The sequence below is a fragment of the Aminobacter aminovorans genome (assembly GCF_900445235.1).
Taxonomy (GTDB): Bacteria; Pseudomonadota; Alphaproteobacteria; order Rhizobiales; family Rhizobiaceae; genus Aminobacter; species Aminobacter aminovorans.
Genome location: NZ_UFSM01000001.1, coordinates 2,346,025 through 2,370,761, shown reverse-complemented (window position 1 = coordinate 2,370,761; position 24,737 = coordinate 2,346,025). Strand labels below are relative to the sequence as shown.

Annotated in this window: 20 protein-coding genes; 5 read left to right on the top strand and 15 right to left on the bottom strand. The window is 63.1% G+C overall.

The genetic code is table 11. The features are described from left to right. Nucleotides 1–3: 3 nt before the first annotated feature. The 3 genes from DY201_RS11625 to DY201_RS11615 are packed head-to-tail and all read right to left on the bottom strand — an operon-like array spanning nucleotide 4 to nucleotide 5,215. Nucleotides 4–1,899, bottom strand: coding sequence for a hypothetical protein (locus DY201_RS11625; protein WP_115731333.1), 1,896 nt, complete (start codon nucleotides 1,897–1,899; stop codon nucleotides 4–6). Beyond that, on the bottom strand, nucleotides 1,896–4,382 hold the full coding sequence (locus DY201_RS11620) for a phosphotransferase (protein ID WP_115731332.1): 2,487 nt from the start codon (nucleotides 4,380–4,382) through the stop codon (nucleotides 1,896–1,898). Before DY201_RS11620 ends, DY201_RS11625 begins: the two co-directional genes overlap by 4 nt. Beyond that, nucleotides 4,379–5,215 carry a glycoside hydrolase family 16 protein gene (locus DY201_RS11615; protein WP_115731331.1) on the bottom strand — a complete coding sequence of 279 codons (837 nt, stop codon included), beginning with the start codon at nucleotides 5,213–5,215 and terminating at the stop codon, nucleotides 4,379–4,381. The genes DY201_RS11620 and DY201_RS11615 overlap by 4 nt, the downstream gene beginning before the upstream one ends. A 538-nt stretch (nucleotides 5,216–5,753) precedes the next feature. Between DY201_RS11615 and DY201_RS11610 the strand changes: the two genes are divergently transcribed. Further along, nucleotides 5,754–6,812, top strand: a complete 1,059-nt coding sequence (locus DY201_RS11610; protein ID WP_115731330.1) for a GNAT family N-acetyltransferase — start codon at nucleotides 5,754–5,756, stop codon at nucleotides 6,810–6,812. Nucleotides 6,813–6,833: 21 nt separating this feature from the next. Here the strand turns inward: DY201_RS11610 and DY201_RS11605 are convergent, their stop codons facing one another. The 3 genes from DY201_RS11605 to DY201_RS29020 all read right to left on the bottom strand — a co-directional run bounded on the left by DY201_RS11605 (nucleotide 6,834) and on the right by DY201_RS29020 (nucleotide 8,685). After that, nucleotides 6,834–7,874, bottom strand: coding sequence for a BamA/TamA family outer membrane protein (locus DY201_RS11605; RefSeq protein ID WP_131922524.1), 1,041 nt, complete (start codon nucleotides 7,872–7,874; stop codon nucleotides 6,834–6,836). A gap of 161 nt (nucleotides 7,875–8,035) precedes the next feature. After that, on the bottom strand, nucleotides 8,036–8,218 hold the full coding sequence (locus DY201_RS11600) for a hypothetical protein (RefSeq protein ID WP_115731328.1): 183 nt from the start codon (nucleotides 8,216–8,218) through the stop codon (nucleotides 8,036–8,038). A 314-nt stretch (nucleotides 8,219–8,532) separates the two neighbouring features. Continuing rightward, the gene (locus DY201_RS29020) at nucleotides 8,533–8,685 is read right to left on the bottom strand and encodes a hypothetical protein (RefSeq protein WP_165916139.1); all 153 of its coding nucleotides are present in this window, start codon (nucleotides 8,683–8,685) and stop codon (nucleotides 8,533–8,535) included. Between the two features lie 525 nt (nucleotides 8,686–9,210). Here DY201_RS29020 and DY201_RS11595 point away from each other — a divergent pair. The 3 genes from DY201_RS11595 to DY201_RS11585 are packed head-to-tail and all read left to right on the top strand — an operon-like array spanning nucleotide 9,211 to nucleotide 12,963. Beyond that, a complete protein-coding gene (locus DY201_RS11595) occupies nucleotides 9,211–9,924 on the top strand; it encodes a glycosyltransferase family 2 protein (RefSeq protein ID WP_245431972.1) in 714 nt (237 codons plus the stop codon). Nucleotides 9,925–9,934: 10 nt separating this feature from the next. Continuing rightward, nucleotides 9,935–10,879, top strand: a complete 945-nt coding sequence (locus tag DY201_RS11590) for a glycosyltransferase family 2 protein (RefSeq protein WP_115731326.1) — start codon at nucleotides 9,935–9,937, stop codon at nucleotides 10,877–10,879. Continuing rightward, the gene (locus tag DY201_RS11585) at nucleotides 10,876–12,963 is read left to right on the top strand and encodes a glycosyltransferase (RefSeq protein WP_115731325.1); all 2,088 of its coding nucleotides are present in this window, start codon (nucleotides 10,876–10,878) and stop codon (nucleotides 12,961–12,963) included. Before DY201_RS11590 ends, DY201_RS11585 begins: the two co-directional genes overlap by 4 nt. A 31-nt stretch (nucleotides 12,964–12,994) precedes the next feature. On the opposite strand, the gene DY201_RS11580 is transcribed toward DY201_RS11585, so the two are convergent. The 9 genes from DY201_RS11580 to DY201_RS11540 all read right to left on the bottom strand — a co-directional run bounded on the left by DY201_RS11580 (nucleotide 12,995) and on the right by DY201_RS11540 (nucleotide 23,575). Next, a complete protein-coding gene (locus tag DY201_RS11580; RefSeq protein WP_115731324.1) occupies nucleotides 12,995–13,759 on the bottom strand; it encodes a GGDEF domain-containing protein in 765 nt (254 codons plus the stop codon). A gap of 123 nt (nucleotides 13,760–13,882) precedes the next feature. Beyond that, a complete protein-coding gene (locus DY201_RS11575) occupies nucleotides 13,883–15,142 on the bottom strand; it encodes an NAD(P)/FAD-dependent oxidoreductase (protein WP_115731323.1) in 1,260 nt (419 codons plus the stop codon). A gap of 28 nt (nucleotides 15,143–15,170) precedes the next feature. Beyond that, nucleotides 15,171–16,661 carry a M81 family metallopeptidase gene (locus DY201_RS11570; protein ID WP_115733738.1) on the bottom strand — a complete coding sequence of 497 codons (1,491 nt, stop codon included), beginning with the start codon at nucleotides 16,659–16,661 and terminating at the stop codon, nucleotides 15,171–15,173. Between the two features lie 163 nt (nucleotides 16,662–16,824). Further along, nucleotides 16,825–18,183, bottom strand: coding sequence for a serine hydrolase domain-containing protein (locus tag DY201_RS11565; RefSeq protein WP_115733737.1), 1,359 nt, complete (start codon nucleotides 18,181–18,183; stop codon nucleotides 16,825–16,827). Nucleotides 18,184–18,251: 68 nt separating this feature from the next. After that, nucleotides 18,252–19,241: an ABC transporter ATP-binding protein gene (locus tag DY201_RS11560; protein WP_115731322.1), complete on the bottom strand. Its 990-nt coding sequence runs from the start codon at nucleotides 19,239–19,241 to the stop codon at nucleotides 18,252–18,254. Then, entirely contained in the window at nucleotides 19,238–20,191 is a 954-nt protein-coding gene (locus tag DY201_RS11555) for an ABC transporter ATP-binding protein (protein ID WP_115731321.1), read from the bottom strand. The genes DY201_RS11560 and DY201_RS11555 overlap by 4 nt, the downstream gene beginning before the upstream one ends. 1 nt (nucleotide 20,192) lies before the next feature. Further along, nucleotides 20,193–21,044, bottom strand: a complete 852-nt coding sequence (locus tag DY201_RS11550; protein WP_115731320.1) for an ABC transporter permease — start codon at nucleotides 21,042–21,044, stop codon at nucleotides 20,193–20,195. Continuing rightward, the gene (locus DY201_RS11545; RefSeq protein ID WP_115731319.1) at nucleotides 21,041–21,967 is read right to left on the bottom strand and encodes an ABC transporter permease; all 927 of its coding nucleotides are present in this window, start codon (nucleotides 21,965–21,967) and stop codon (nucleotides 21,041–21,043) included. The genes DY201_RS11550 and DY201_RS11545 overlap by 4 nt, the downstream gene beginning before the upstream one ends. Before the next feature lie 18 nt (nucleotides 21,968–21,985). After that, nucleotides 21,986–23,575, bottom strand: coding sequence for an ABC transporter substrate-binding protein (locus tag DY201_RS11540; protein WP_115731318.1), 1,590 nt, complete (start codon nucleotides 23,573–23,575; stop codon nucleotides 21,986–21,988). 290 nt (nucleotides 23,576–23,865) lie between these two features. Between DY201_RS11540 and DY201_RS11535 the strand changes: the two genes are divergently transcribed. Then, nucleotides 23,866–24,723, top strand: a complete 858-nt coding sequence (locus tag DY201_RS11535; RefSeq protein WP_115731317.1) for a MurR/RpiR family transcriptional regulator — start codon at nucleotides 23,866–23,868, stop codon at nucleotides 24,721–24,723. Nucleotides 24,724–24,737 lie beyond the last annotated feature (14 nt).

Below are 24,737 nucleotides of genomic sequence, written 5' to 3'. Positions count from 1 at the left end.
CGACTACTTGATCCATTCCCCCATCCCGATCCCCTGGTCGTTTGGCGCGAAGACGCTGGCATCGGCCGTGGCACGCACCAGCCGGAACCGCGCCGAACTGCGCAGGGCCTTCTCGATCGCGTCGAGCGAGCCTTTCGGCATGACCCCGAGATCGTCGATATAGGCCTTTTGGCTGCGCGTGATGATAATGAAGGCAGAACCTGCCGGCACCGCTCGCAGCCAGTCCCCGAGCTCGGCTGCCGGATCGGCGAGAACCGCCGAAATGGACTGCTTGCTCTCGTTGGAGATCGGCACGTAGGTGAAGTTCTCGTAGTTCATGAACTGCTCGGGATAGTTGGGAGCGCCTTCGACAAGCACCGAACCGGCCGGCGCGTTGCGGTAGAGCCATTCGGAGGCCTGCACTTCGGCTTGCGAGAAGGTGTACTGGCGATCCTTGCCGTTGTTGGCGAGAACGAAGGCGACCGAAAGCACCGCGCTAAACGCGCCGATCGCAAAGCGCGCGATGGCGTCGCGCTGGGTGCCGGACCACGGGAAAAACAGTGCCGCGGCGAAGAATGCGAGGAACGGCAGCGCGAAGAGATACACCCGGAACACGATCTCGCCCCCATAGGAGGTCGCGACAACCATGAATGCGGGGGCCAGCGTCAGCACAATGGCCGGGCCATCGCGAAATCCCGCCACGAGCCGCCGCAGGCCGCCCAAAACGGCTGCCAGCGCAACAGCACCGGTCAGCGCCCGCGACGCCCAGGACACCAACACCTGTCCTTCGCTGACGATCGAGGTATCCACCAGACGCTCACTGATTTCGTTCGAGGTGTCGCCGAAGCGCTGGACCAGTTCGGGCAGGACCGAGGCCATGTAACCGTCGGCGTAGAACAGGAGCCACGCGACTTCGACGAGGCCGGCAAAGACAAGGTAGCCGAGGCTCAACTGACCGATGACCCAAAGGCCGCCAAGCGCCATCAACACGACGATCGGCGTCAGCGGATGGGTTGCGGTAATCATCACGATCAGCGCCATTGCCGCCAGCGAGGCAGCGACACGCAGATATGGCTGGACCGCCAGCGTGACCGGTGGCTGGCCGTGGGAGACGAAAGCGAAGTAGCGGTCACAAAGCCTGGACAGGCCACGCCCTTTGGGGTCTGCCCAGGCTGGCGAGATACGCAGCGGACCGACGCAAAGCGCGATCAGCATGAGATAGAACAGGAAGGCGACGCCCTGCGGTGAGAAATAATCCTGGCCGATCCAGTTGCCGATGACGAACAGCCAGACCCCGCCCCAGACCAGCCGAGGGTCGGCGGTGAAGCGGCGATAAATCTGCGGCAGCACCAGCACATAGAGCAGGTTGAGCACCGGCGGCGAAAAGCGTGTGATATCGGCAAGCTGGATCGGCTTGATGTCGAACAGGTTGGCAATTGCAGCACTGACGACGAACAGGCCAGGCCAATTGGCATAGGCGGCGAGGAACGGCGCCTTGGGGTCGATCTGGCCGTGTCGCTGGACGTAATCGACGACACCGACATGCTTCCAGGCCCAGGCGTAACGCAACTCGTGGTAGACGATGGCCGGCGTGCCATGAAGCAACAAAACCAGCATGACGATCATCAACAACGGCATGCGGGTGTCGCAGACGCCCCGCTTGAGGCTGAAGGCGAAGCCGAGGCCGACGGCGGCGTAGGCCGCCCAGATCATGCCTGGCAGGACCGAGATCAGGCCGTAGTCGTCGACACCGGCGGGATCGGTGATGAACAGGACAACCAGCCACAGGGCAAAGGCGAGGCAAAGACAGATCGACGCGAGGCCCAGCGACAATGTCGAGACGCGGCCGACATCGGCCACAGGCGGCGAGTTCAGCGCCGGCGACAACGAAAGACTGGATTCCCGCGTCATCACATTCATACCGCGCCTCCATCGGTGGAGACGATCCTGAGAACGCGATCGACGTTGGACGCAATCCAGAGCCGGCCGACGCCGGCCTGCCCAGGGCGCCGCGCCCGCTCGCTGACCTGATGAAGCCAGACGAGGCCGACCATGGCACGGATAGCCGTGCCATCGTCACTCCAATCGTCCTCGCCGTCCGAGCCGTTTCCCAGCCACTGCCGTTCGTCGTCACCCCATTGCGATGCCCACAACAGATCGGCAATGACCGCGCCGAGCGGCTCGGTGCTTGTCATCATGCGCATGGCAACCGCCAACACGCAGCCATCGAAGCCGCGCGGCGCGTTGGATCGGGCATTGCCCCATTCCAGCAGGCAGGCCAGCCGGGCGGCATGACCCTCCCCCGTGGCGAAGTTGAGGTTTTGCGGCCAGAGGTCGCCATGGCACCAACCGAGGCGCACCTGCCGGCCAAGCCAGTAGCGGCGCTGCTGGGCAACGAAACGCTCGATCGCCCGCCGCCGTGCCCCAGCCGACATCGTCGATCCGCCGAGATGCGCGAGCTTTGCGGCCGGGCGCTCGACCCATTCGTGGAACCAGACGTCGTCGATGGTGCGCATCACCGCCGTCTGGCCATGCAAGGTGGCTATGGCCTTCGCGGCAACTTCGAGGCCCGCTTGCCGCTCGGAAGCGCCACGCAGAAGCACGCGCCCGTCTATCCCTGATACCACGGTCTCGATGCAATCGACGGCGCCCTCGATGCGAGTCAGGTTCAGCCTCGTCGGCAGCATCGGCCACAGTTCCTGAAGACGCGCATCCGCGTGTAGCAGATCCAGGTTGTCGATCAGGCGTTCGAGATAGGCTGCGGCGATCGGATCGCGCGCGCTGCGGAGAACGGCATATGTGCCTTGCGACCGTACCGGCTCGTGCCACGTCGCATCATCCAGCGCCGGGTCGCCGAGATAGACGATCTCGGTTCCCTCGGGTCCGTGCTCGGATCTCAGCGCATGCCAGCCTGAGGAGACGGAGCTTCCCGTCTTCGCAAGCAGCGGCCGAAGCTCTGCGTCATCAGGAACGAGGAGCCCCTTGTTGCGGCCGAAGGGCAGGAACTGGGCCGAGAGCGTTTTCAGCGAGGCGGCAACCGCAAGCCCCCAGTCATGGATGCTATGACGGCGGTTGGTGACAAGGGCGAGTGCACCGACGCCTAAGGTGACCACCAGCATTGCCAGCAGCCAGGCATGCGCCATCCCGATCGGGCCTTCACTGCGCACCAGAATCGCACCCGCACCGAGTGCGATGACCAATGTGGCAAATTCGGCGGCCGCCACCGAACGCATCCAGCCCTTGGTGCGGGCGATCGACAGGTAGATGGAGAGCACGGCGGAAACGACGCTGGCAAGGGTGAACACCCGGAGGATCGATGCACCTTCGGTGGCATAGGCCGCACCGAACACCGACATGATCGGATGGGCAAACACCAGCATCAGCACGACGAGACCGAGCAGCGGCAGCACCGACATGACCGCCGCATCCGCCGCCAGCGAGCGCAGCCGGCCCGCGTCGCTCGCGCCCTCGGCCAGCAGCGACAGCCCCATCGAGCCGCCCACATAATAGAGCGAGGTGAAGATCGTCCAGGCGACGAAGAAGCTGGCGCTTTCAGCCGCGCCGACGAAGTTGAGCACGACCAGCGGCGTCGCCGTCCAGGCTACCATCATCGACACCGAGCCGATGTAGTCCCAGCCAAAGAAGCGCGCCATGGCGCGGCGGTCGATCAGATGGGCGTGGCCGGTTCCAGCCTGCGCGCTCGGCACGAGACGCTTGAAAATCAACAGGTTGACGGCAATTACGAAGACCAGCACAGGTGCTGTCCATGACAGCGCGATGGCTTCCCAGCCGAGCCCGGCAAGCGCCAGCGGAATGAGCATGGCGATCTTGACGATCTGGTAGATGGTCTTCGAGACCGGCACCCAGATCGACTGGCGCAGGCCCGAAAGCGCGCTGTCTTGCAGCGCAAACACCGACCAGACGGCGACGGTTGCCACGAACCACAATATGACGCCCGCACTCTCGGTCAGCACGTCGAGCTTGGGCATGAAGGCGCCGACTACCAGCAGGAAGACGACGGCGACGATGACCGAGGCGATGAAGGATGTGGCGTAGGCGAACAGGATCAGCCGGGCAGCGCGTCCGCCGACCGTCGGCACGAAGCGGACCAGCAGGTTACCGAAATTGAGTTGGGCAGCATTGGACAGGTTGACGATGGTGGCGGTGATCGCGCCGCCGAGACCGATCGCCTCCTGCGAACAGTAGCGTGCCGCGAGGAACCAGAACGCCAGTCCCAGCACTGCACTCAGGCCGCTGTTGGCGATCAGCGCATAGCCGTTGCGCATCAACGACGAACCCATCAGCGCCGACGGGATGAACGACCTCCAGCCACGTCCGCGCCTTGTCCCCGCCTGTGCCGCCGCGGGCTCTCGGTGCCGCAGGGTGGGCGGGTGCGCGGTCATGGTCCGGAACGCCGCCAGACACGAACATAGTCGATCAGGAAATCGGCCGGAAACTTGGTCTTGGCATCAGGCGAACCGGGCCAGTTGCCACCGACGGCCAGATTGATGAGCAGATACATCGGCTCCTGCGAGATACCCGCGGGCTTGGTGTAGCGCCACATCTCCTTGCCATCGAGATACCAGACGACGGCATCTTTGCTCCATTCCAGACCATAGGCATGCCAATCGGCGGAAAGGTCGACGGTCTTGGCGTTCTTGCCCTCGCTCTTCCAGTCCTTCTTCTTGTCGAGATAGTGAAGGTGCATTTCGTAAGTGTCGGGTGCGTGGCCCAGGACTTCGAGGATGTCGATCTCCGGGCGCGGCTCCTGTGTCGACGGCAACAGCCAGATCGCCGGCCAAAGCCCCTTGCCCTTGGGTATCTTGGCACGGATTTCGAAATAGCCGTATTTGGTCGCGAACCGGTCTGGCTTGGCACGCTCGAGGTAATCGCGGCCCGTCGTCACCATGCCCGAGGTGTAGTCGAAGGTTCGCCCTTCATGGCCGGTCACCGTCTCCGGCCTGGCTGTCAGCCGTAGCACGCCATCGGCGACGCTGACATTGTCAGGCATGTACCACTGCAGTTCCTTGTTGGCGAGATTGGTACAGCCGTCCTTGTCCCACCAATAACAGCGGGTCCACTTGCTGCGGTCGAGCCTGGGCTGGTCGAACTCCTCGGTGAAGATCCGTTCCCATTGCCCTTTTATCAGTGGCGGCTCGACGCCTTGCGCCAAGGCGCCCGTATGCCCGAACCACCAGACGCCCGCCAGCGCCACGCCCCACAACCCCTTACCCATGCACCAACCCGATAGGCCTGATTACTCTGGCTCGTCGCTTCAGAAGGTAGCCGGCCGTTGCCTGCGTGGTTCCGCAAAGTGGCGGTTCGCGCGCATTTGCCGGTTTGCCCGGAAATCTGTCGCTTACGATCTGTTAACTAGGACGGTTGCCCGATGCCGCGTCAAGCTGTTTTGCCTGCTTGGGTAAATGACACGGCCCATTCCGGCTCTAATCCAAGGTCATGTCTTAGGATTTGCAACGCATCGACTTAGTTGTCGAAATAGCGGCTATCTGCCAGAAATGCTTTATTTAAATGAGTTAGACTTTGACTGGCTTTTCGGAGATAATTTTCCATCACGAAGCAATAACAAAATTGTGATGCACAATATCTTTACGGCAGTGCGGTAACCATTTCTGAACAAACGCAAAATTGAAAAGCAACTCCACCACTCCAAAGGTAGTGATATCTCAAAAAATCTGCGACATTAGGTGGAAAGTGGGAGGCTTCGGACGGATACCGATCCGACAGATTTCGGGAACGTACGGGACGTGAACGCCATGGCGCGCACGCTGGCGGCGTTCGACGTGCAAAGCCCGGCGCCGCGCGACCTCTGGCATCGCCTCATGCTCGCCGATCCCGAAGCTCTGCCCTACCAATCTCCAGCCTGGCTCGACAGCCTTTGCGCGCTGGGCAAGTACCAGGACGCGAGCCGAGCCTATCGCTTCGCCGACGGGCACCACTACGTGCTGCCGATGGTGCGCAACAGGCATCTGCCAGCCAGATTTTCGGTCGCCGAGTCGATGCCCTATGCCTGGGGCCGTGGCGGCGTGCTCTCGTCGCTCATGCCGAAGGTCGAGCATCTCAGCGCGATTTTCGAAGACCTGGCCGACCTGCCCTATCTCAGGATCTCGGTCAGACCCAATCCGCGGCACGCCCATTTGTGGGCCGCCGCGGCACCTCCCCACGTTACCTCAGTGCCCGGCCTTGCCCACATTCTCGACCTCGACGGAGGCTTCGACGCGGTGTGGGCGACACGCTTCAAGAAGACGACGCGGACACGGGTGCGCAAGGCCGAACGCAGCGGCATCGTCGTCGAACGCGACACCACCGGCAAGCTGGTGCCGGTGTTCCATCAGCTTTTGCGCACATCCTTCGACCGCTGGGCCGACAAGCAACACGAGCCACGCATGCTCGCGCATTTACGTGGCAGGCGGCGCGATCCGATGGCGAAATTCAGTTCCATCGCCAGGCATTTCGGCGACGCCTGCCGCATCTGGGTCGCCTGGGTCGACGGCAAGCCGGCGGCTGCCGCCTTCGTGCTGCAATATGGCAATGTCAACGACGCACGCGGGGCGATCGACCGCCAGGCGCTGGGAAGCTCGGGCGCCAACGACCTGATCCAGAAACTCGCCATAGAAGAGGCCTGCCACAGCGGCTGCCGCTACTACCACTTCGGCGAAACCGGCGCCTCGGCTTCGCTCGCGCACTACAAGCAGCGATTTGGCGCGACCCCGCACGCCCATGCCGAATACTTCCTGGAGAAGCTGCCCATCACTGCAGTCGATGCCCGCGTGCGGCACGCAGCGAAATGGACCATAGGGTTCAAGGATACTTAGAGGGTATCTGCTGTCCGGCCCTCAGCCGGGGAACGCCAGAAGCAGCATTCTTTGCGCGATCAGGTAGAATGCGGCGGCAAGCAGCAGCACCGGTACCACCTCGAGCCAGAGCGGCCAGCGTGAACGGCCCGGACGCAGGCTGGCGACCGAAACCTGCCTGATCGCCAGTGCTGCGATCGCAGAAACAGCGGCGACGAGGCCGGTCCGATAGGAGCCGGCCGCGCCATCGGCGCGGAGCTGTTCTTCCTCAAGTTCGGCGCGTAGCTGCAGTTGGCCGTTGGCGTCCACCGCATCAGGCAACCGCAGCCTGACATTCTTGACCGACGGATGCGCAAGCAATGCCACGCGAAAACTGTCGAGCGCCTCGGGATCGTAGGGATCACCCTGCTTGAAAGGCTGCAGGCGGTTCAGCTCTTCTTCCTTGAGGCCGACAAGGCCGCTATAGGAGACGGCGCCAAACCGTGCCGACGCTCCTGGCTCGACGACGATGCGGACAGTCGCCAGCGCCTGCCCCGGCATCGGCAACAACACGCGATCGGCGACGCGGACAAACGGATGGGATGCAGTGCGCAGCCGCCACAGCACCTCGTCCTCAAGGGTTGCCAGGAGATCGCCACGCGCCGGCTTGCCGACTGCCTCCATCATCTGTCGTGAAACATCATCGCGAACCGCATCGGTGGCAACGCTGTCGAGACCATCGACCTCGACCATGCCAACCCGGAAAAGCGGCCCGATCACAGGCTTGAGCTGCACTTTGGCAGGAGCGCCTGCGCCGGGGCCAGCATCAGGCATTTCGACCCGCGCCTCAAGATAGCCCTGGCCGCGCATCAGCGCTTCCAGCCGGTGGCGTTCGGCTTCGACGGCAGCCTGCCAGTCTTTCGCGGCACCTCCCTCGGCAGCGCGCTCGAGCTCGGGAACGTTCAATGCGGCGCGCAACACGCCGTCAAGAGTGGCGTTGGACGTCGTCTCGATTTCGATTGCGGGAAAGTCTGCGGCAACAGCCGGACCAGCGAACAGCAACAGCACCGCCGCGCAAGCCAGTGTCGCCACAATGGCCGGCAAGAAACTTGCGCTTCGCTGGGCGTCTCGCGTTCTCACCCGTTTTTCATACACCGCAACCGCGTGGGCTGGAAATAGCCCGTGCCAAGCCAGCGCCGGTGGAGGCTGGGCACATGATCACAATGACCCGGGAGCGGATCACCTGGTGGCAGTGCGGGTCGCAGCTACTTCTTGTCGGGATCGTCGTCCGACCTGTGCGGGGTTTCGGCATCACCATACTCGATCGTACCGACGACGATGGAGCCGCCAAGCGGTCGGCGCCGTTGCCGCGTCTCGGCCACCACCTTGTCCATCTCTGCCTTGATCTCGACCAAGGTGACCAGCGCCTCGTCCTCGCTTCGTTTCAACCCAGGGTCGGGTGCTCCGGACGCCGCTTCGGCAGCGGTCCGCGCATCTCGTGCCGCCAGATAGTCCCTGTAGGCCGCATCCCACCTGTTCGTCAGGACAACCCAATCGTCGAAAGCATCGGGAGCGGCAGGAGTTACGGGGCGCTGTGGGCTAGGCAAATTAAATCCTCGAACAATCGGGCGCACGGAACATATCACAGGCGCTGTGCCGAACGCCGCTGATGGTGCTGGTGGCCCCCGCCTCCTGATTTCATGCCAACCTAGCATGAACGCCATCAGCCGTCATTCGAACAGAGGCCTTATCTGCACACTTGCTAACAAACATCTGCGTGCATGTTGCGCTTGCGCCGCACTGCCTGAAATGGCGGATTGACGCCGAAAACACCGCATTTTGGGCCGATCACAATGTTGCGACCGGCCGGTGTTGTGCGTTTCAGGCTGCAACCATCACGGGTTTTGATCAGCATCGCTGCTTCACGAGCCAGGGTTCGCCTAGGTTTCGAGCCAAAAGAATTAACACTAAAGCGCGACCTAATATGCTGGACATGAATTGATGTATGCCCCTCGTCGAGCGCGGACCGTTGCCGTTGGCATAGTTAAATTTAGATAAACATCTATTTATCTAGTAGAAATCATAAATCCAACAGGTTCATACAAATCCACATCTATGAATCAGCACTAATGGTAAGCTAACTACATGCGGATGCTACATATGGTTTACAACAAGTAAATGCATGGTATAGTTCTGATCGGCGAGTGGGGCTAACAAGACACTTGCGTCCAGATTTTATTCGGAAACAAACTTCCTGCGAAGTTGTGTTCGGCAGGCTGCTGTTTTGCATCCGGTGTGTTTGGTTCGCGTAGTCATTGGGTGCCGCCACCTTTGGGTTGGAGTAACCATAATGACGGCGGCAGCATTCCCGCATCGGCCTGCTATGGAAATTTTCAAACTGGCAGGAATGCCCGTTGGCGGCACACCTCGCATATCAGTCGTGGTTCCCGCTAAGAACGAGGCCAAGAACCTTCCACATGTCCTGCCCCATATCCCTGCATGGGTGGACGAAATCATCCTCGTCGACGGAAATTCGACCGATGACACCATCGCGGTCGCAAAGTCGCTGTTGCCCGACATCGTCGTGCTGCAACAGGACAGGCGCGGCAAGGGCGCAGCATTGCGCACCGGATTCAACGCCGCCAAGGGCGACATCATCGTCACCCTAGACGCCGACGGCTCAGCCGATCCCGGCGAGATTCCGGCTTTTGTCGGTGCGCTTCTGGCAGGTGCCGATTTCGTCAAGGGCTCGCGCTTCATGCAGGGCGGCAACACCACCGACATGGAATGGTATCGCCGGCTCGGCAACTGGGGCCTGCTGACGCTGGTGCGCATTCGCTTCGGAGGCAAGTTCACCGACCTTTGCTACGGCTACAACGCCTTCTGGCGGGACGTGCTGCCCTATCTCAACATCGAGGACGCGACAGGTTTCGAAATCGAGACCGAAATGAACGTCCAGGCGCTGCGCGCGAACCTCAACGTGTTCGAGGTGGCGAGCAAGGAGTTCCCGCGGATCCATGGCGTCAGCAATCTGCGCACCATCCCCGATGGCTGGCGGGTGCTGAAGACGATCGTCCGCCTCGGCGTCTCCCGTCCGGCAAGACCGGCGGTCCCGCCCCGCAGCGCAACCGGACAACACCAACCCAGCGTCTAAGCGAGCGATCATGACGGCGTCGGCGACTTCGGTATCAGTCATCATCTGCGCCTACGCCGACAACCGTCGCGAGCAGCTGCAGCGCGCCATCGCCTCGGTGCTCGCCCAGCGCAGCAAGGCGACCGAGATCATCTTGGTGATCGACCACAACATGCCGCTGTGGGCATATTTCTTCGCAACTTATCCGGCCGTCACGGTCATTGTGAACGAGGGCGCACGAGGCCTGTCGGGTGCCCGCAACACCGGCGTCAGGCGAGCAAGCAGCGAAATACTGGCCTTCCTCGACGACGACGCGGTCGCCGCCTCCGACTGGCTGGAGAAGATGCTGCCGCACTATCGCAATCCCTCGGTCATCGGCCTGGGCGGCCGCGTGCAGCCGATGTGGCAAGTCGATCGTCCGCGCTGGTTTCCCGAGGAGTTTCAGTGGGTTGTCGGCTGCAGCTATCGCGGTCAGCCCGAAAAGGTCGAGCCGGTACGCAATCCCATCGGCTGCAACATGTCGTTCCGCCGCAGCATCTTCGATCTGACCGGGGGGTTCCGCGAGGGCATCGGCCGCACGGCGGCCGATGCTGCCGGTTGCGAGGAGACGGAGCTTTGCATCCGTGCACTGCAGGCCATTCCCGGATCGCTCATCCTCTACGATCCGGCGATGAGCGTGCATCACCAGGTTACCGCCGAGCGTGCTGGCTGGCGCTATTTCCGCAAGCGCTGCCTCGCGGAGGGCCGCTCCAAGACGCAGGTCGTCAACGCCGTGGGCGCGCTGGACGGGCTGTCCAGCGAACAACGCTATGTCATGCGTGTCCTGCCGGCGGGCGTGCTGCGCGGCGTTGGCGATGCCGTGCTGAAACTCGACATGTGGGGGCTGGCTCGCGCCGCCGGCATCTTCTTCGGGCTCGGCTTTACGACGATGGGCTATGTAAGCGCCCGGCTGAGCCGCGCACGGAGGCATGCATGAGCGCGGCCGAGTTCCTCCCGATCAAGATCCTCGACGTCGACGTCTGCCGGCCGATGAACGACGTGCCTATGCTCGACGCGGCAACCGGCCAGCGCTACGGCGGCGTCTTTTGCCTCGTCCGCCGCCAGGGCCGTCCGGTGACGATCATGGAGTTCGACTTCGACGAAGACGTGCTGACGACATTCGAACTTCGCCGCCGTATCGCCGAAAACCAGGCTGTCCAGGACAGTACGTTCCAGCACGACGCGCCCTTGCCGAAAAAGGACGGTCCGTTCGCCAGCGTCGTCATCGCCACGCGCGACCGCGCCGAAAGTCTGGCGCGATGCCTCGATTCATTGCTGCTCCAGACCTACCAGCCATTCGACATCGTTGTCGTCGACAACGCGCCGTCCTCGTCGCAGACCGCTGACCTCATCGCCCGCCGCTACGGCGGCGCGCGCGCGGTCCGTTATGTCAGGGAAAACGTGCCGGGCCTCGGCCGCGCCCACAATGCCGGGCTCGCCAACCTGTCGTCCGAGCTGGTGCTGTTCACCGACGACGACGTCGTGGTCGACCCCAACTGGGTGGCGGCAATGGCCGCAAATTTCGACCGTGACGGCAGGGTCGGCTGCGTCACCGGCCTGATCCTGCCGGCAGAGCTCGACACGCGCGCGCAGTTCTGGACCGAACGTCATGGCGGCTTCGGCAAGGGTTTTGCGCGCAAGGTCTTCGATCTCGCCGGCAACAGGCCGGCGGGGTCGCTTTTTCCCTTCACAGCCGGACAGTTCGGCTCGGGCGCCAACATGGCGTTCAGGACTGAGGCGCTGCGCCAGATCGGCGGCTTTGATTCAGCGCTGGGTGCTGGCACGCTGGCACGCGGCGGCGACGACCTCGCCTCGTTCTATGCCGTGGTCCAGGCTGGCTTCCAACTCGTCTACGAGCCGCGCGCCTTGCTCTGGCACCATCACCGCCGCGGCGAAGACGGCATGCGCCGCCAGGCCTTCGGTTACGGCATGGGCCTAGGCGCCTATCTCACCAAGGTCGTGATCGACGAACCGGCAGCAGCCTTGCGCCTTGCCCGCGCCATGCCGGCCGGCATCGCCCACATGGCCGGGCCGACATCGCCCAAGAGCCAGCGCCTGCCGGGCGACTATCCCAGCAACCTGATCTGGCGCGAGAGGCTGGGCATCGCCGCTGGCGTTCCGGGCTACCTGCGCAGCCGCTATGCCGCAGCACGCAGCCCGTCATCCGGCATCGCCCCATCGGCTAACGGGCACGAGGTCGCCTTCAAGGGAGGATCGACAGCCATGCGCCCATCCGTGCCTATCCTTGTTTACCACAGCATCGACACCAGCTGTGCTGCGCCCTACCGGCGCTGGATGATGCTGCCCGACGAGTTCGAACGCCACATGCAGGTGCTGGCCGAAGGCGGCTTCCGCCCGGTGACGATCTCTGCGCTGGCAACTATCTTCCGCGAAAAGCGGCCCCTGCCCCCACGCACGGTTTGCATCACCTTCGATGACGGGCTGCAGGACTTCCTCATCGGCGCCATGCCCGTGTTGGAACGCCACGGCTTTGTCGCGACCCTCTACGTCGTCTCGGGCCTCGTCGGCAAAACCAGCCAGTGGCTCGCCACTTCAGGCGAAGGCGACCGCCCGATGCTCGGCTGGGGCGACCTGCGGGCGCTGGCCTGCGAAGGCATCGAAATCGGGGCCCATACCGTCAGCCACCCGCAGTTGGATATCTTGTCGGCAAGCGACGCGGCGCGCGAGATCCATGACAGCAAGCTTGCCCTCGAACACGGCTTGAAGCGGCCGGTGCACAGCTTCGCTTACCCGCATGGCTACTCGAGCCGCACCACGCGCGCGCTGGTTCGCGGCGCCGGCTTCACCTCGGCGTGCCGCGTCAGGCATGCCATGACCTCGACGACGGAGGATCCGTACACCTTGTCGCGTATCGTCATGACCAGCGAGGTCGGGCCAGCCGAATTGCGCCGCATTCTGACCCAGCCGGTGCTGCCGGTGGCACCGCCTGCCGACAGGCTGGTCGCTTCGGGATGGCGCATGGTTCGCCGCTTCCAGCATCTGGCTCATGCCGGCGGCTAGGTCCGGGTGCAGAACAGACCGAAAGGTCTGCTCAGGCAGCAGCCAGCTTGCCGTCGGTATTGACGATGCGGTCGCGGCCGTTGGCCTTGGCGAGGTAGAGGTTCCGGTCGGCAGCCAGCAGCAGCGCATCGAGGCTCTGGCGGGGCTGATGTTTCGACACGCCGATGCTGACTGTGACCTCGCGGCCGCTCATGCCGACGACGGCAGCAATTCCCTTCACCTTCCGCCGCAGACGTTCGCACACCAGCGTCGCCTTGTCAGGGTTGGCACCGCGCAATAGGACGACGAACTCCTCGCCACCCAGCCGCCCGGCAATGTCCTGTTCGCCAATGCTCGATGTGAGCGCAGCACCGATTTCCTGCAACACCGCATCGCCCATGGCATGGCCGTGGCGGTCGTTGATCGCCTTGAAATGATCCGCATCTATGAAGAGCAGCATTCCGGCGCCGTCGTCGCCGTCGTGGGCGCTGAGAACCTGTCGGGATTGAAGCAGGAAGGTTTTTCTGTTCAGCAGCGCAGTCAGGTCGTCGAGACGATTGGCCCGGTCGAGCTCGGCCGCAAGCTCGACAAGCTTGGCGCTGCGGCTCATGAAGAAATACGATAGCGGAAACGCCACCGCGACGACGATCAGGCTTGTCAGCACGAGGTCGAGCAGCAGCCGGTCCGAAAAGAAGATGGCGTAGAAGATCAGCGTCAGAAGGTCGGCACCGACAGTCGCGGCTGCCACGATCGCGCAGGACTGCCCCAGCACCGACAGGCCGTTGAACCGTTCAGCGATGCGACTTGCCACAACCATTCCTGGCCGCCCTCCCGAATTTCGGCTTGGGATAGCAGCAAATGGTAAAGGCCAGGCTGACCGGCTTTATTATTTGTTTGTTTCAACGGGCCTCGCCTCAAGACACCGATTTTGCGCTGATTGTCAGCCAAAGCGCTCCAGTGCGTAAGGGGTCGGATCGGTGAATGCCGGCTCGCCCGTCATCATTTCTGCCAGCAGGCGTCCGGTGATCGGGCCGAGCGTCAGGCCATGATGGTTGTGGCCAAAGGCAAACCACAGCCCCTTGTGTCGGTAACCCCGGCCAATCACCGGCCGCATGTCGGGCAGGCACGGCCGAGACCCCATCCAGGGTTTTGGTTCGATACGCTGCCTGAGCGGGAAGATCTGGCGCGCCAGCGGCTCCGTCCTGTCGAGCTGGACCGGATTTGGCCGGCTGCCCCGCGACGCGAATTCCACGCCGGTGGTCAGCCTGATGCCCTTGGCCATCGACGCCAGCACGAAGCCGCCGTCGACATCGACGACGGGATGGATGAGCTGAACGTCTCCATCGGTTTCGAAATGGACATGGTAGCCGCGCTTCATCGCCAACGGGATCTTGTAGCCGAGCGAACGCGAGATCGTGTCCGTCCACGGACCCAGTGCGACCACAGCCTCCGGCGCCTCGACGCGCCCGCTGTCGGTGGCGATGCTCCAGCCCGTTTCCTCCTGCCGCAGTTGCTGGGCATCGCCTTGCAGAAACAGCCCGCCGCGATCGACAAAATGTGTGGCATAGGCCTTTACCAGCGCACCCGGATCGGCGACGGTGGCTGGATCGAGCCAATGCACGGCGCCGACCAGCGCGTCGGAGAGATGCGGTTCGCGCTGTTGCAGCGCCTTTCGGTCGAGCACTTCGTAATTCAGTCCGAATTGGTGCAGGGCCGTGGCGGCACCCCGCGCGTGTTCGAACGTCTTTTCGCTTCGGTAAGCCTCGAGCCAGCCGGCACGACGCAGCTGCGGCAAGACGCCTGCCTCAGACATCAGCGCCTCATGCTCACTTACCGAACGTTCGATCAGCGGTTGCATGTCGGCTGCGGCGCGCGCCAGTGGCTTGGGCGCCGACTCGCGCCAGAACCGCCACAGCCACGGCGCGATGCGCGGCATCTGCAGCCAGTCGAAACGCACGTCCGCCGACCGGTTGAACGCATAGCGCAGCAGCTTCGCAAGCTCGCGCGGCGCACCATAAGGCACGACGCTGGAGCGTTCGATCAGGCCGGCATTGCCGTAGCTCGTTTCCTCACCGGCGCCACGACGGTCGACGAGGACAACGGAGCGGCCGCGCCGCTGCAGTTGCAGTGCGACCGAAACGCCGATGATCCCGGCACCGAGTACGACGACGTCGGCCTGCTGGATATGTGGCTGCGCCATCGATTTTCTTATTGTCATGGCCATGCGCTTAAAGTGTCATGTCGCGGTCAAGCGGGAAGATCGGCCGCGCGACGTTGCGATAGGGCATCCTGGAATAGTCCATGGTGCACAGCGCGCCGCTGTCGCAAACGATGACCTTGCCGGCGATGGGTTCGAAGGCAGCACGGAAATGCTGCATCGACTTGAGCCCGACCACGCGATGCCGCGCCGGATCGATGCCAAAGGCGCGGAATTGCTGGAGATCGCGCATCTGCGACGGCTCGGTGACGACGAGCACGGCGATGCCGTCGATCTGCACCACGGCCGTTGGACCGAACGAGAACTCCAGTCCGCCCAGTTGCTCGCCGTCGCCGATCAGCTTGCCGTCGCTGATGACCAGCAGCTTGCCCGTCACCTCGAGCGGATCGCCGCCGAAACGTGGATCGGTCTTGCCGCCGAGCCTGAGCTGGACGGTATCGCCTACGCTGGCGCGATGAAGCTGGTTGGCCGTCTCCGGATCGACGATCGGACCAAAACAGGCATCGCTGATGCCCACTTCGAGCATGGCACCAAGCAACGCCGTTGCGTCGCCATAACCGCCGGCACCGGGATTGTCGGCATAGTCGGCAATGATCAACGGGCGGTCGCCGCGATAGTCGTGCGCGATCTCGGCAGCCTGCATCACCGTGTAGAAAGTGTTCAGCACGTTGAAGCGGTTGTCCCAGATCTCGTCGGCGATGCTTTCGGCGAAGCTCTGGTGTCGTGTTTGATCGCCGTCATAGGTGACGAGCACCGTCGGCCCGACTTCGGGGATATCGGCGTTGGGAAAGGCGCCGTTGATGCTGACCGCGAGCGCGCCTGGGGTCTCTTCATAGGCGCGAGCCCTGGCGATCCATTCGACCATCGGCCCGATGTCGGTGCGGCCGGCATTGGCCTCCTCCAGCATCGGCCGTCGCGCCAGAAGCGTTTTTGGGCGGATCTCACCGGCCATCGTCTTCTGCAGCAGCTCGCCGGCGTGATGGGCGATCTCGCGCATGTCGATATGCGGATAGGTCTTGAACGAGATCAGGATGTCGGCGAGTTCGCACATCTTCGCCGTGACGTTGGCATGCGGGTCGAGCGTCACGGCAATCGGCAGGTCCGGCCCGACCACGGCGCGCAGTCGCTCCAGCAGTTCGCCTTCGCCATCGGGCGAAAAGTCAGTGACCATAGCGCCGTGCAGGCCGAGCAGGATGCCGTCGAGCTCGCCCTTACGTGCCGCCGCTGCCTTGACGATGGCGCCGCCGATCCGGTCGAAGGCATCGCGCGTCACCGGCCCCGCCGGCTCGGCCCCGGTGCTCAGCACATGCTCGATGGCCCAGCCATATTTGCGCCCGACGTCGAGGAAACCGGCGATTTCGGTGTTGGCCTCGCCGCGGGCGCGAATGGCGTCGTTGCCAAAAAGCACGCCTTCGACGGTGAAGGCGTCATAATCGGTCTTGCGGACGCTGAAGGTGTTGGTCTCATGCGAGAATTCAGCGGTCAGAACACGAAAGCTCATTGTCGGTCTCCAGATGTTCGTTAGGCGTTTCAGATCGATCAGGCGCGCCTTGCCGTTGCGTCCCTCGTCGAGGGAAGCGCGCACCTGATCGGGCAAGTTGTTTTGGCCAGTTTGGAATGGTGGTCGCGCCTACGGGGCAGCGGCCTCCCCAAATCAGGTGCGGTTATTCCATGTGGAAGCGCATTTCGCTCACCCGGTCTTCAGCGTCGCGGCTGATCGTCCAATGCAGGTGGTAGCCGCCCATCTCCAGTCGGTAGCGCCTGGCGGCGCCGTCTCCTTCTTGATGGGTAAGCTCGAGCGGCACGCCAGCCACCGCAACGCCGCTGGCAGCGATCTGTTCGAACCAGCCATTGCTCCACAAGCGCCAGGCCTCTTCGGCAAAGCCCTCGCGCGGCGCGCGACGATCGACGATTGCCTGAAGCAGCTCATGGTCGCGTCCGGTCTGAGCGGTGTTGCCATCGGCGATCGGCTCGTACGGCGCCAGCGCCGGATCAACGATGCCGGCGATCTTCTGGCCAATCCGGGCGACCTGGGCCTCGTCCATATTGGCGAGCACGCAGACCGACAGCTTGCGCGTGGGAAACCGGGCGATCTCGGCACGGAAGCCATCCCAGGTGCCGCCATGCCGGATCTTGCGATGGCCGCGGGTCACGGAATTCTGCCAGCCCAAGGCATAATTGTTGAACGACGGCTGACCGTTCTTCATCAATACCGGCTCGGACATCAGCGCGATGGTATCCGGACGCAGCACCGTCGGATTGTCCAGTTCGAGCAGCCAACGGGCGATGTCGCGCGGCGAGAAATAGAGCCCGCCATCACCGGTGCGCTGCAGCGTCGGCGCCGCCCAGTAGCGGTTCTCCAGCTTGCCGTCGCGAATGCAGTGGCCGGCGGCGCGGTTCGGCACGATGTCGAACCATGAGGCCTCGCGCGCCGTGGCCATACCGATCGGCTCGAACAGCCGCTCGCGCAGCAGCTCGTAATAAGGCTTGCCCGAGACGCAGGCTACGACCAACCCGGCCAGGATGTAGCCGGTATTGCTGTATTGATAGCCCGCGCCGGGCTGGTACATGAACGGCGAACGGCGGGCCAGATCGATCAATTGCTCGTCGCTGTGATCCTGCCACAGATTGAGCGGAACGGCACCGCCCTCCCCGCCTTCTGTCCCCGCGAAGACGATGTCGAAATTGCCGAAGCCAGCCATCATCGACAGCAGGTTGCGTATGGTGATTCCGCCCCAGCTCTCAGGGCCCTCCGGGATGTAGCGGTTCAACGGGTCGTCGAGCTTGATGAGGCCGTCCTGCATCAGGAACATCACCGACGCCGAGGTGAACATCTTGCCGGTCGAACCGGAATGGAAAACCGTATCCGGCGTAACCGGTGTCAGGTTTTCGAGATTGGCAAGCCCATAACCCGCGAGATGAACGACATCGCCATCCTGGACAATAGCGACGCCAAGGCCGGGAACCTGGCTGTTGTCTACTTCCGCCTGTAGATAGCGGTCGAGTTTTTCAGTGAAGGTCATGCTGATTTCCTGGTCTTCAAAGCCGTGGCGAGGCTGCAAGGCACGTGCGCTAGTGTCTGTGGATGAATTCATGCGACCGACCTCTGGTCGACTGCCACCTCGGGCACGGTGGCGAGCGGATGATGGCAGGCCGCCTGATGCCCGCTGCCTTGCGACGCCAGCGTCGGCAGCACACGGCGGCAGAGATCTGTAACGCGCGGGCAGCGATTGGCGAAGGCGCAACCGGCGGGTAGGTCGTAGCCGCTCGGAATTTCGCCGGCGAGCCGCGTCACCAGGCGGCGGCGCTTCGGATCGGGCTCGAAAGTGCTGTCGAGCAGCGCCTGCGTGTAGGGATGCGCAGGCGCAGCATCACTCGGCAACACCTCCACGATGCGGCCGAGATACATGACCAGGATCTGGTCGCAGAAATAGCGCACCAGCCCGAGGTCGTGCGAGATGAACAGATATGTCAGCCCGAGTTCCTGGCGCAGCCGCTCCAAGAGCGCAACGATCTGCGCCTGCACCGAGACGTCGAGCGAGGCAGTCGGCTCGTCGAGCACCACCAAGGACGGATTGAGCGCAAGCGCCCGCGCGATGCCGACACGCTGCTTCTGGCCGCCCGACAGCTGATGCGGATAGCTTGCCGCCAGCGCACTGTTCAGACCGACCATGTCGAGCAGCGATGCGACTGTCTCATCTGTGGATTTCGGCTTCACGCCTTGCACGCGGTAAGGTTCGAGCAACGCGTCCCTGATCGAATAGCGCGGATCAATCGCCGAATAGGGGTCCTGGAAGACCAGCTGCATGCGCTGGCGCAGGCGGCGCATGTCTGTGCGCGACAACGACGCCATGTCGACGCCGTCGAACTGCACCTTCCCATGGGTCGGATTGATCAGGCGCAGCACCAGCCGCGCCAGCGTGGACTTGCCGCATCCGGATTCGCCGACGACGCCGAGGATCTGGCCCCGCTTCAAGGCGAAGGAAACATCGCTGACGGCGTGGAACACCTTCCGCTTGCGAAACAGCCCGCCATCGCTGAAACGGCGGCTGAGCCCATTGACGGTAAGAATGTCGCTCATGCTGCCTCCGCCACGTGGCAGGCCACGCCATTGCCGCTGGCGCCAACGCGCAGCTCTGGGATTTCGATACGGCAGCGGTCCGCGACGCGGGCGCAGCGCGGATTGAACCTGCAGCCCGCCGGCTGCGCTGCGGCACTCGGGACCACGCCGGGGATGGCACTCATCGTCCCGCGCACCATGTCGTGGCGGGGAATGCAGCGGATCAGCGCCTGCGTGTAGGGATGACGCGGCTGCGCGAACAGCGCGTCGACCTCGGCGAGTTCGACCACTCGACCGCAATACATCACTGCCACGCGGTCGCAGGCCTGGGCAACGACGCCCATGTCGTGGGTGATCAGGATCAGACCGAGCCCGCGCTGCCGCACGAGGTCGACGAGAATCTGTACGATCTGGGCCTGCACCGTGACGTCGAGAGCCGTGGTCGGTTCGTCGGCGATCAACAGTTCAGGGTCACCGGCAAGCGCCATGGCAATGACGATGCGCTGTTTCATGCCGCCTGAGAGCTGGTGCGGGAACAGGTCGTAGACCGAGGCGGGATCGGGGATGCGCAGATCGGCCATCAGCTCCAGGCTTCTTGCCCGCGCGGCACTTCGGCTAAGACCGAGATGCAGGCGTGCGGCCTGGTCGATCTGCGGCCCGATCCGCATCATGGAATCGAGCGAGGTCATCGGATTCTGCGTGATCAGTGCGATGCGCCCGCCGCGCAGCCGACGCATGTGCCGCTCCGGCAGCCCGACGAGGTCGGTGCCGTCAAAGCGGATGGTGCCGCCGGAGACCTGGCCGCCGATACGCGGCAAAAGCCCCATGATCGCGGTTGCGGTCAACGACTTGCCTGAACCGGATTCACCGACGATGCCGAGGATTTGGCCGCGATCGACGCTTAGCGTGACCTGGTCGACCGGCGAGAAGGCGCCGAACCTGATGCGCAGCATTTCCAAATCCAGCAGCATCTTACGCCTCCCTGAACTTGGCGCGGACATCGAGCGCAGCGATCACCGCGTCGCCGAACAGGTTGATGAAGACGACCGTCAGCGCCACAGCGAGACCGGGGAGCAGGATCACCCATGGCGCGATGAACAGCTGGGCCGTGCCGGAGCTCATCATCGCCCCCCAGCTTGGCGTCGGTGGCTGCGCGCCCAGCCCGAAAAAGCCGAGCGTCGCCTCGAGGATGATGGCGTCACCCGTCGCCAGCATCGCCGCGACCAGCACCGGTGCCAGGGCGTTGGGCAGCAGGTGCGAAAACAGGACATGGCCGTGCCCGGCGCCAAGGCTGATCGTCGCCTCGACATAGGTCTCGCTCTTCAGCGACATGATCTGGGTTCGCGTCAGCCGGGTGAACTGCGCCAGGTAAGCGATGGCAATGGCGATCACCACGCCTTCCAGCCCCGGCCCGATGATGGCGACCAGCATCAATGCGATCAGGATCTCGGGAAACGACCATGTCAGGTCGATCACCGTCATGACGACACGGTCGAACGTGCCGCCGAAATAGCCGCAAGTGGCGCCCAGGACCAGGCCGAGAGCCACGGAGATGCCAATCGCCGTGACGCTGACCGACAGCGATGTGCGCGCGCCAGTGATCATCCGCGACAGCACATCGCGTCCGAACTCGTCGGTGCCGAACAGATGCGTCAGCGACGGCGCCTGGTTCATGATGCCCAGGTCCTGCTGGTCATACGGGTACGGCGAGAGCCACGGCGCAAACAGCGCGCCGATCACCAGAAGCAGCAGAAACGCCCCAGATATGCCGCCCTTGAAGGTCGAGACAGCCTTGAGCAGTGCCAATGCGCGATGCTTGATCATGGACGTGCCTCGCGCTGGCGTGGATCCATCGCCGCCTGGACGATGTCGCCGATCAGGGCGCCGATGATGACGGCCATGGCCAGCATGAGAAGGCAGCCCTGTACCAGCGGATAGTCGCGCTGGTTGAGCGCACGGATGAGCAGTGAGCCCAGGCCGGGACGGGCGAAGACATATTCGATCGTCACGGCACCACCGAGCACCCAGCCGATGCGCAGGCTGAGGATGGTGACGACCGGAACCATGGCGTGGCGCAACACATGGCGCAGATGGATGACAAGAGGCGGCAGGCCCTTGGCGTGCAGCAGCGTCACGAAATCCTGCCTGGAGGTCTCGATCATGGCGATCCGCGTGACGCGGGCCACAAGTGCTATGCCACCGAGACCGGCAGCGATCACTGGCAGGATGAGCGAACTCCAGCCACGCGCGCCCGACACCGGCACCCAGCCGAGCCACACCGCGAAGACCAGGATCAGCAGCAGGCCGAGCCAGAAGCTTGGCACCGTGGAGCCAAGCAGGATGAAGCCGGTGATCGTGTCGTCGACGCGGGTGCCCTGGTAGCTCGCCGCAATCACGCCGGCGGTAATGCCCGTCAGCGTCGAAAATAGCAGTGCTGCGATGCCCAGTTCGAGGCTGAAGGGCAGATTCCGGGCGATCAATGCGCTGACCGGGCGCCCCTGGATGATCGAGGTGCCAAGATCGCCGCTCAGCAGCCGCCCCATCCAGGTGAAGTACTGTTCGACCAGGCTGCGGTCGAGACCATACTTCGCCGCAATCAGCAGTCGCTGCTCCGGCGTCGAGCCGGCGCGCATGAGATTGTCGATGGGGTCGCCCGGCACGAGGTGGATGATGAAGAACACCACCAGCGAGACGACGAAGAAGACGGGCAGCAGCAAGACGAGCCGCCTCAATGTGAAGCCGATCATGACGTTCTGTCGACCCGCTTAACCAACGACCTTGATGTCGACGGTCGTTGCCTGCACCAGCTGGGTGCCGCGCAGCTTTTCCGGCACTTCGAGCATTGTCTTGTTGAAGGCGTAGTTCTGCACCGGCTCGTGGATCGGCACGAACAGGAAGTTGCCGATCAGGTTCTCCTGATACTTCTTGAAATTGGCCACCCGCTCGTCCTGGGTCTTCGACTGCTGCATGGCGACGTTGCGAAGCTCCTGCGATTTCTCGTCCTGCCAGCCGGAGGAGTTCGGATAAGGAATGTTGGTGGTGCTGAAGAACCAGTCGAGAATGTCGGCGTTGTTCCAGCCATACTGACGCACCGCGAGCTGATGCTGGCCCTTCTTGAGCTGATCGACGACCGTCGTACTGTCGAAGATGTCGATCTCGACAACCATGCCGATTGCCTTGAGCTGTGCCTGGACGATCTCGGCAGTACGTTTGATCGCTGTCTCCGACTGCGCCGTCAGCTTGATCTTCAGCGGCTTGCCGTCCTTGACCCGAATGCCGTCATCACCACGCTGCCACCCCGCCTTGTCGAGAAGCTCGTTGGCCTTGGCCAGATCGTGGTGGATTTCCAGCTTGGGATCGATCTTCGATTCCACCAGCGTGCTGATCAGGAATTGGTGCGCTTCGAGGCCGACGCCATTGAAGACGCTCTTGAGGATGGCGCCCTGGTCGACCGCTAGCGCGGTTGCCTGGCGCACGGCGGCATCGCCGAAGGGCTCGGCTCGAGTGTTGAACGCGAGGTACGTGATCCCGAAGCCAGGCAGGCTCCGGAAGTCCAACATCTCTTCCGCCTGAAGTTGCGGCAAAAACTGGTCCGGCACCCCAAGCAGCAAGCCGACACCGCCTGTCTTCAGTTCGAGGAAGGCCGTCGAGGCGTCGGGAATCTCGCGCAGGGTCAGCCTCTTGATATGCGGTGCTGCCTTGTTGTCCGAAAGTTCGCTGCCCCAGTTGTAATCCTCATTGGCGACCAGCACGGTCTCCTGGCCGACGGCAAAGCTCTCGAACTTGAAGGGCCCGGTTCCGACGGCCTCGGTCACGCCAAAATTGTCGCCGGCCGCCTCATAGGCCTTCGGCGACGGGATACCCATGAAGGACGATGCCAGATTGTAGATCAGATTCGGCTCTGCCCGTTTCATGACGAAGCGAACAGTGTAGTCGTCGACAACCTCGACACGATCGACGGCGTCGACAAGATACTCGTTGGGGCTGCCTTTGAACTTGGGGATCCACCACGCTATGGTCGCGGCATTGAACGGTTCACCATCATGAAAGCGAACGCCTTGCCGCAACTTGAAGGTCCAGTTCATGCCGTCGGGGCTGTTCTCCCAGGAGTCTGCAAGATGGGGATGATAGCTCTGGTCGACATCTTGCTCGATCAGCCGGTCGTAGATCAGGACGGCTACGGTGCTCAGCAAGGTGGCGCGAATTGGATCGTGATGAGGGGCGCCGATTTCGGCACTGCCGAGAGCAAATACGGCCTCCGGTTCTGATGCCCGCGCTGGATATCCTCCAGCCAGGCCGAGGCCCGCGGCCAGCGTGACCACCGATACCGAAGCCAGAAACCCACGTCGATTCATGTTCAACCTCCCCTTGAAAAATTGGCAAAAGCCCGCCGTGCCGCGGAAGCAGCATTTGTTAGACAACAGACAAGAATTCGCGAGCTGACGCGGTCAGATGACCTGTCCCAGCTATGCGCCGTTTACTCCCGGTTGCTGTGTGACGCTGGCTCCAGCCAGCATCTCAGCAACATTTTGCTTCCCCGCTCCTCAACGAGGGTGCGTTCAAGCTATTTTGAAAAAAAACAAACGTCAATCGATTCTGTGATAGAATTCTTGCAGGAAATCCTACCCCAGCCACGGAGAGCAAAATGACGGAATCGGTTCGCCGGCGGCTGGTCGAGAGCCTCACCACCGCCACCAATGCCGAAAAGGCGCTGGCCAACTACATGCTGGCAAATCTGAACGGGGTGCCGTTCGAGACGTCGGCAACCCTGGCCGCCAAGGTCGGCGTCAGCGAACCGACGGTCGGGCGATTCTGCCGGACGCTGGGTTATGCCCGCTTCAAGGACCTCAAGGAGGACCTCAGGGACAACATCGGCACCCAGCCCTGGCTGGCCGGAGACCGGCTCAAGGAATTCCGCGACCGCAGCCAGAACGGTGATGCCCTGGCGCGCAGCCTGGAGCTGGAGATTGCAGCACTGCTCAGGATCTACGAGATCGCCAACACCAAGGAGTGGGCCCGCGCCGTCAAGCGCCTGGCCAACACGCCCCAGCTGTTCGTCGCCGGCTTCCAGACCGAGCGCGGCATCGCCCAGTACTTCGCCAACCAGCTGCAATACCTGCGCCCCGGCGTCCAGCTCGCCGACATCGCCGGCGGCAATTTCAGCGAGATCCTGCTCAACCCGCCCAAATCCACCTGCCTGGTAATCTTCGAGGCCCGCCGCTATTCGCGTCTGAACCTGCTTCTGGCGCAGGAAGCCAGGAAGGCGAAAATCCCGATCACGCTGGTCACCGACGCCTTCTGCGACTGGGGCCGCGACCTTGCCGACGAAATGTTCGTCGTGCCGACCGAATTCGGCATGTTCTGGGAATCGACGGCACATATGGCCAGCCTCGGCAACCTGCTGATCAACGGCATCTTCAACGAACTGGGCGTCGCCATCGAAGGGCGCATGAACAGGGTCTCGGAACTGCACGGCAAGATCACCGGCTATGTCGGCGATTAACCGGTTTCTTGCCT

Excerpts from the sequence above, each read along its gene's own strand:
- DY201_RS11615 (WP_115731331.1), bottom strand. The coding sequence starts at position 5,215 with ATGGGTAAGGGGTTGTGGGGCGTGGCGCTGGCGGGCGTCTGGTGGTTC.
- DY201_RS11575 (WP_115731323.1), bottom strand. The coding sequence starts at position 15,142 with ATGGCGCAGCCACATATCCAGCAGGCCGACGTCGTCGTACTCGGTGCC.
- DY201_RS11545 (WP_115731319.1), bottom strand. The coding sequence starts at position 21,967 with ATGATCGGCTTCACATTGAGGCGGCTCGTCTTGCTGCTGCCCGTCTTC.
- DY201_RS11625 (WP_115731333.1), bottom strand. The coding sequence starts at position 1,899 with ATGAATGTGATGACGCGGGAATCCAGTCTTTCGTTGTCGCCGGCGCTG.
- DY201_RS11540 (WP_115731318.1), bottom strand. The coding sequence starts at position 23,575 with ATGAATCGACGTGGGTTTCTGGCTTCGGTATCGGTGGTCACGCTGGCC.
- DY201_RS11620 (WP_115731332.1), bottom strand. The coding sequence starts at position 4,382 with ATGACCGCGCACCCGCCCACCCTGCGGCACCGAGAGCCCGCGGCGGCA.
- DY201_RS11560 (WP_115731322.1), bottom strand. The coding sequence starts at position 19,241 with ATGAGCGACATTCTTACCGTCAATGGGCTCAGCCGCCGTTTCAGCGAT.
- DY201_RS11565 (WP_115733737.1), bottom strand. The coding sequence starts at position 18,183 with ATGACCTTCACTGAAAAACTCGACCGCTATCTACAGGCGGAAGTAGAC.
- DY201_RS11570 (WP_115733738.1), bottom strand. The coding sequence starts at position 16,661 with ATGAGCTTTCGTGTTCTGACCGCTGAATTCTCGCATGAGACCAACACC.
- DY201_RS11580 (WP_115731324.1), bottom strand. The coding sequence starts at position 13,759 with ATGGTTGTGGCAAGTCGCATCGCTGAACGGTTCAACGGCCTGTCGGTG.
- DY201_RS29020 (WP_165916139.1), bottom strand. The coding sequence starts at position 8,685 with ATGCTGATCAAAACCCGTGATGGTTGCAGCCTGAAACGCACAACACCG.
- DY201_RS11610 (WP_115731330.1), top strand. The coding sequence starts at position 5,754 with ATGGCGCGCACGCTGGCGGCGTTCGACGTGCAAAGCCCGGCGCCGCGC.
- DY201_RS11550 (WP_115731320.1), bottom strand. The coding sequence starts at position 21,044 with ATGATCAAGCATCGCGCATTGGCACTGCTCAAGGCTGTCTCGACCTTC.
- DY201_RS11535 (WP_115731317.1), top strand. The coding sequence starts at position 23,866 with ATGACGGAATCGGTTCGCCGGCGGCTGGTCGAGAGCCTCACCACCGCC.
- DY201_RS11555 (WP_115731321.1), bottom strand. The coding sequence starts at position 20,191 with ATGCTGCTGGATTTGGAAATGCTGCGCATCAGGTTCGGCGCCTTCTCG.
- DY201_RS11590 (WP_115731326.1), top strand. The coding sequence starts at position 9,935 with ATGACGGCGTCGGCGACTTCGGTATCAGTCATCATCTGCGCCTACGCC.
- DY201_RS11585 (WP_115731325.1), top strand. The coding sequence starts at position 10,876 with ATGAGCGCGGCCGAGTTCCTCCCGATCAAGATCCTCGACGTCGACGTC.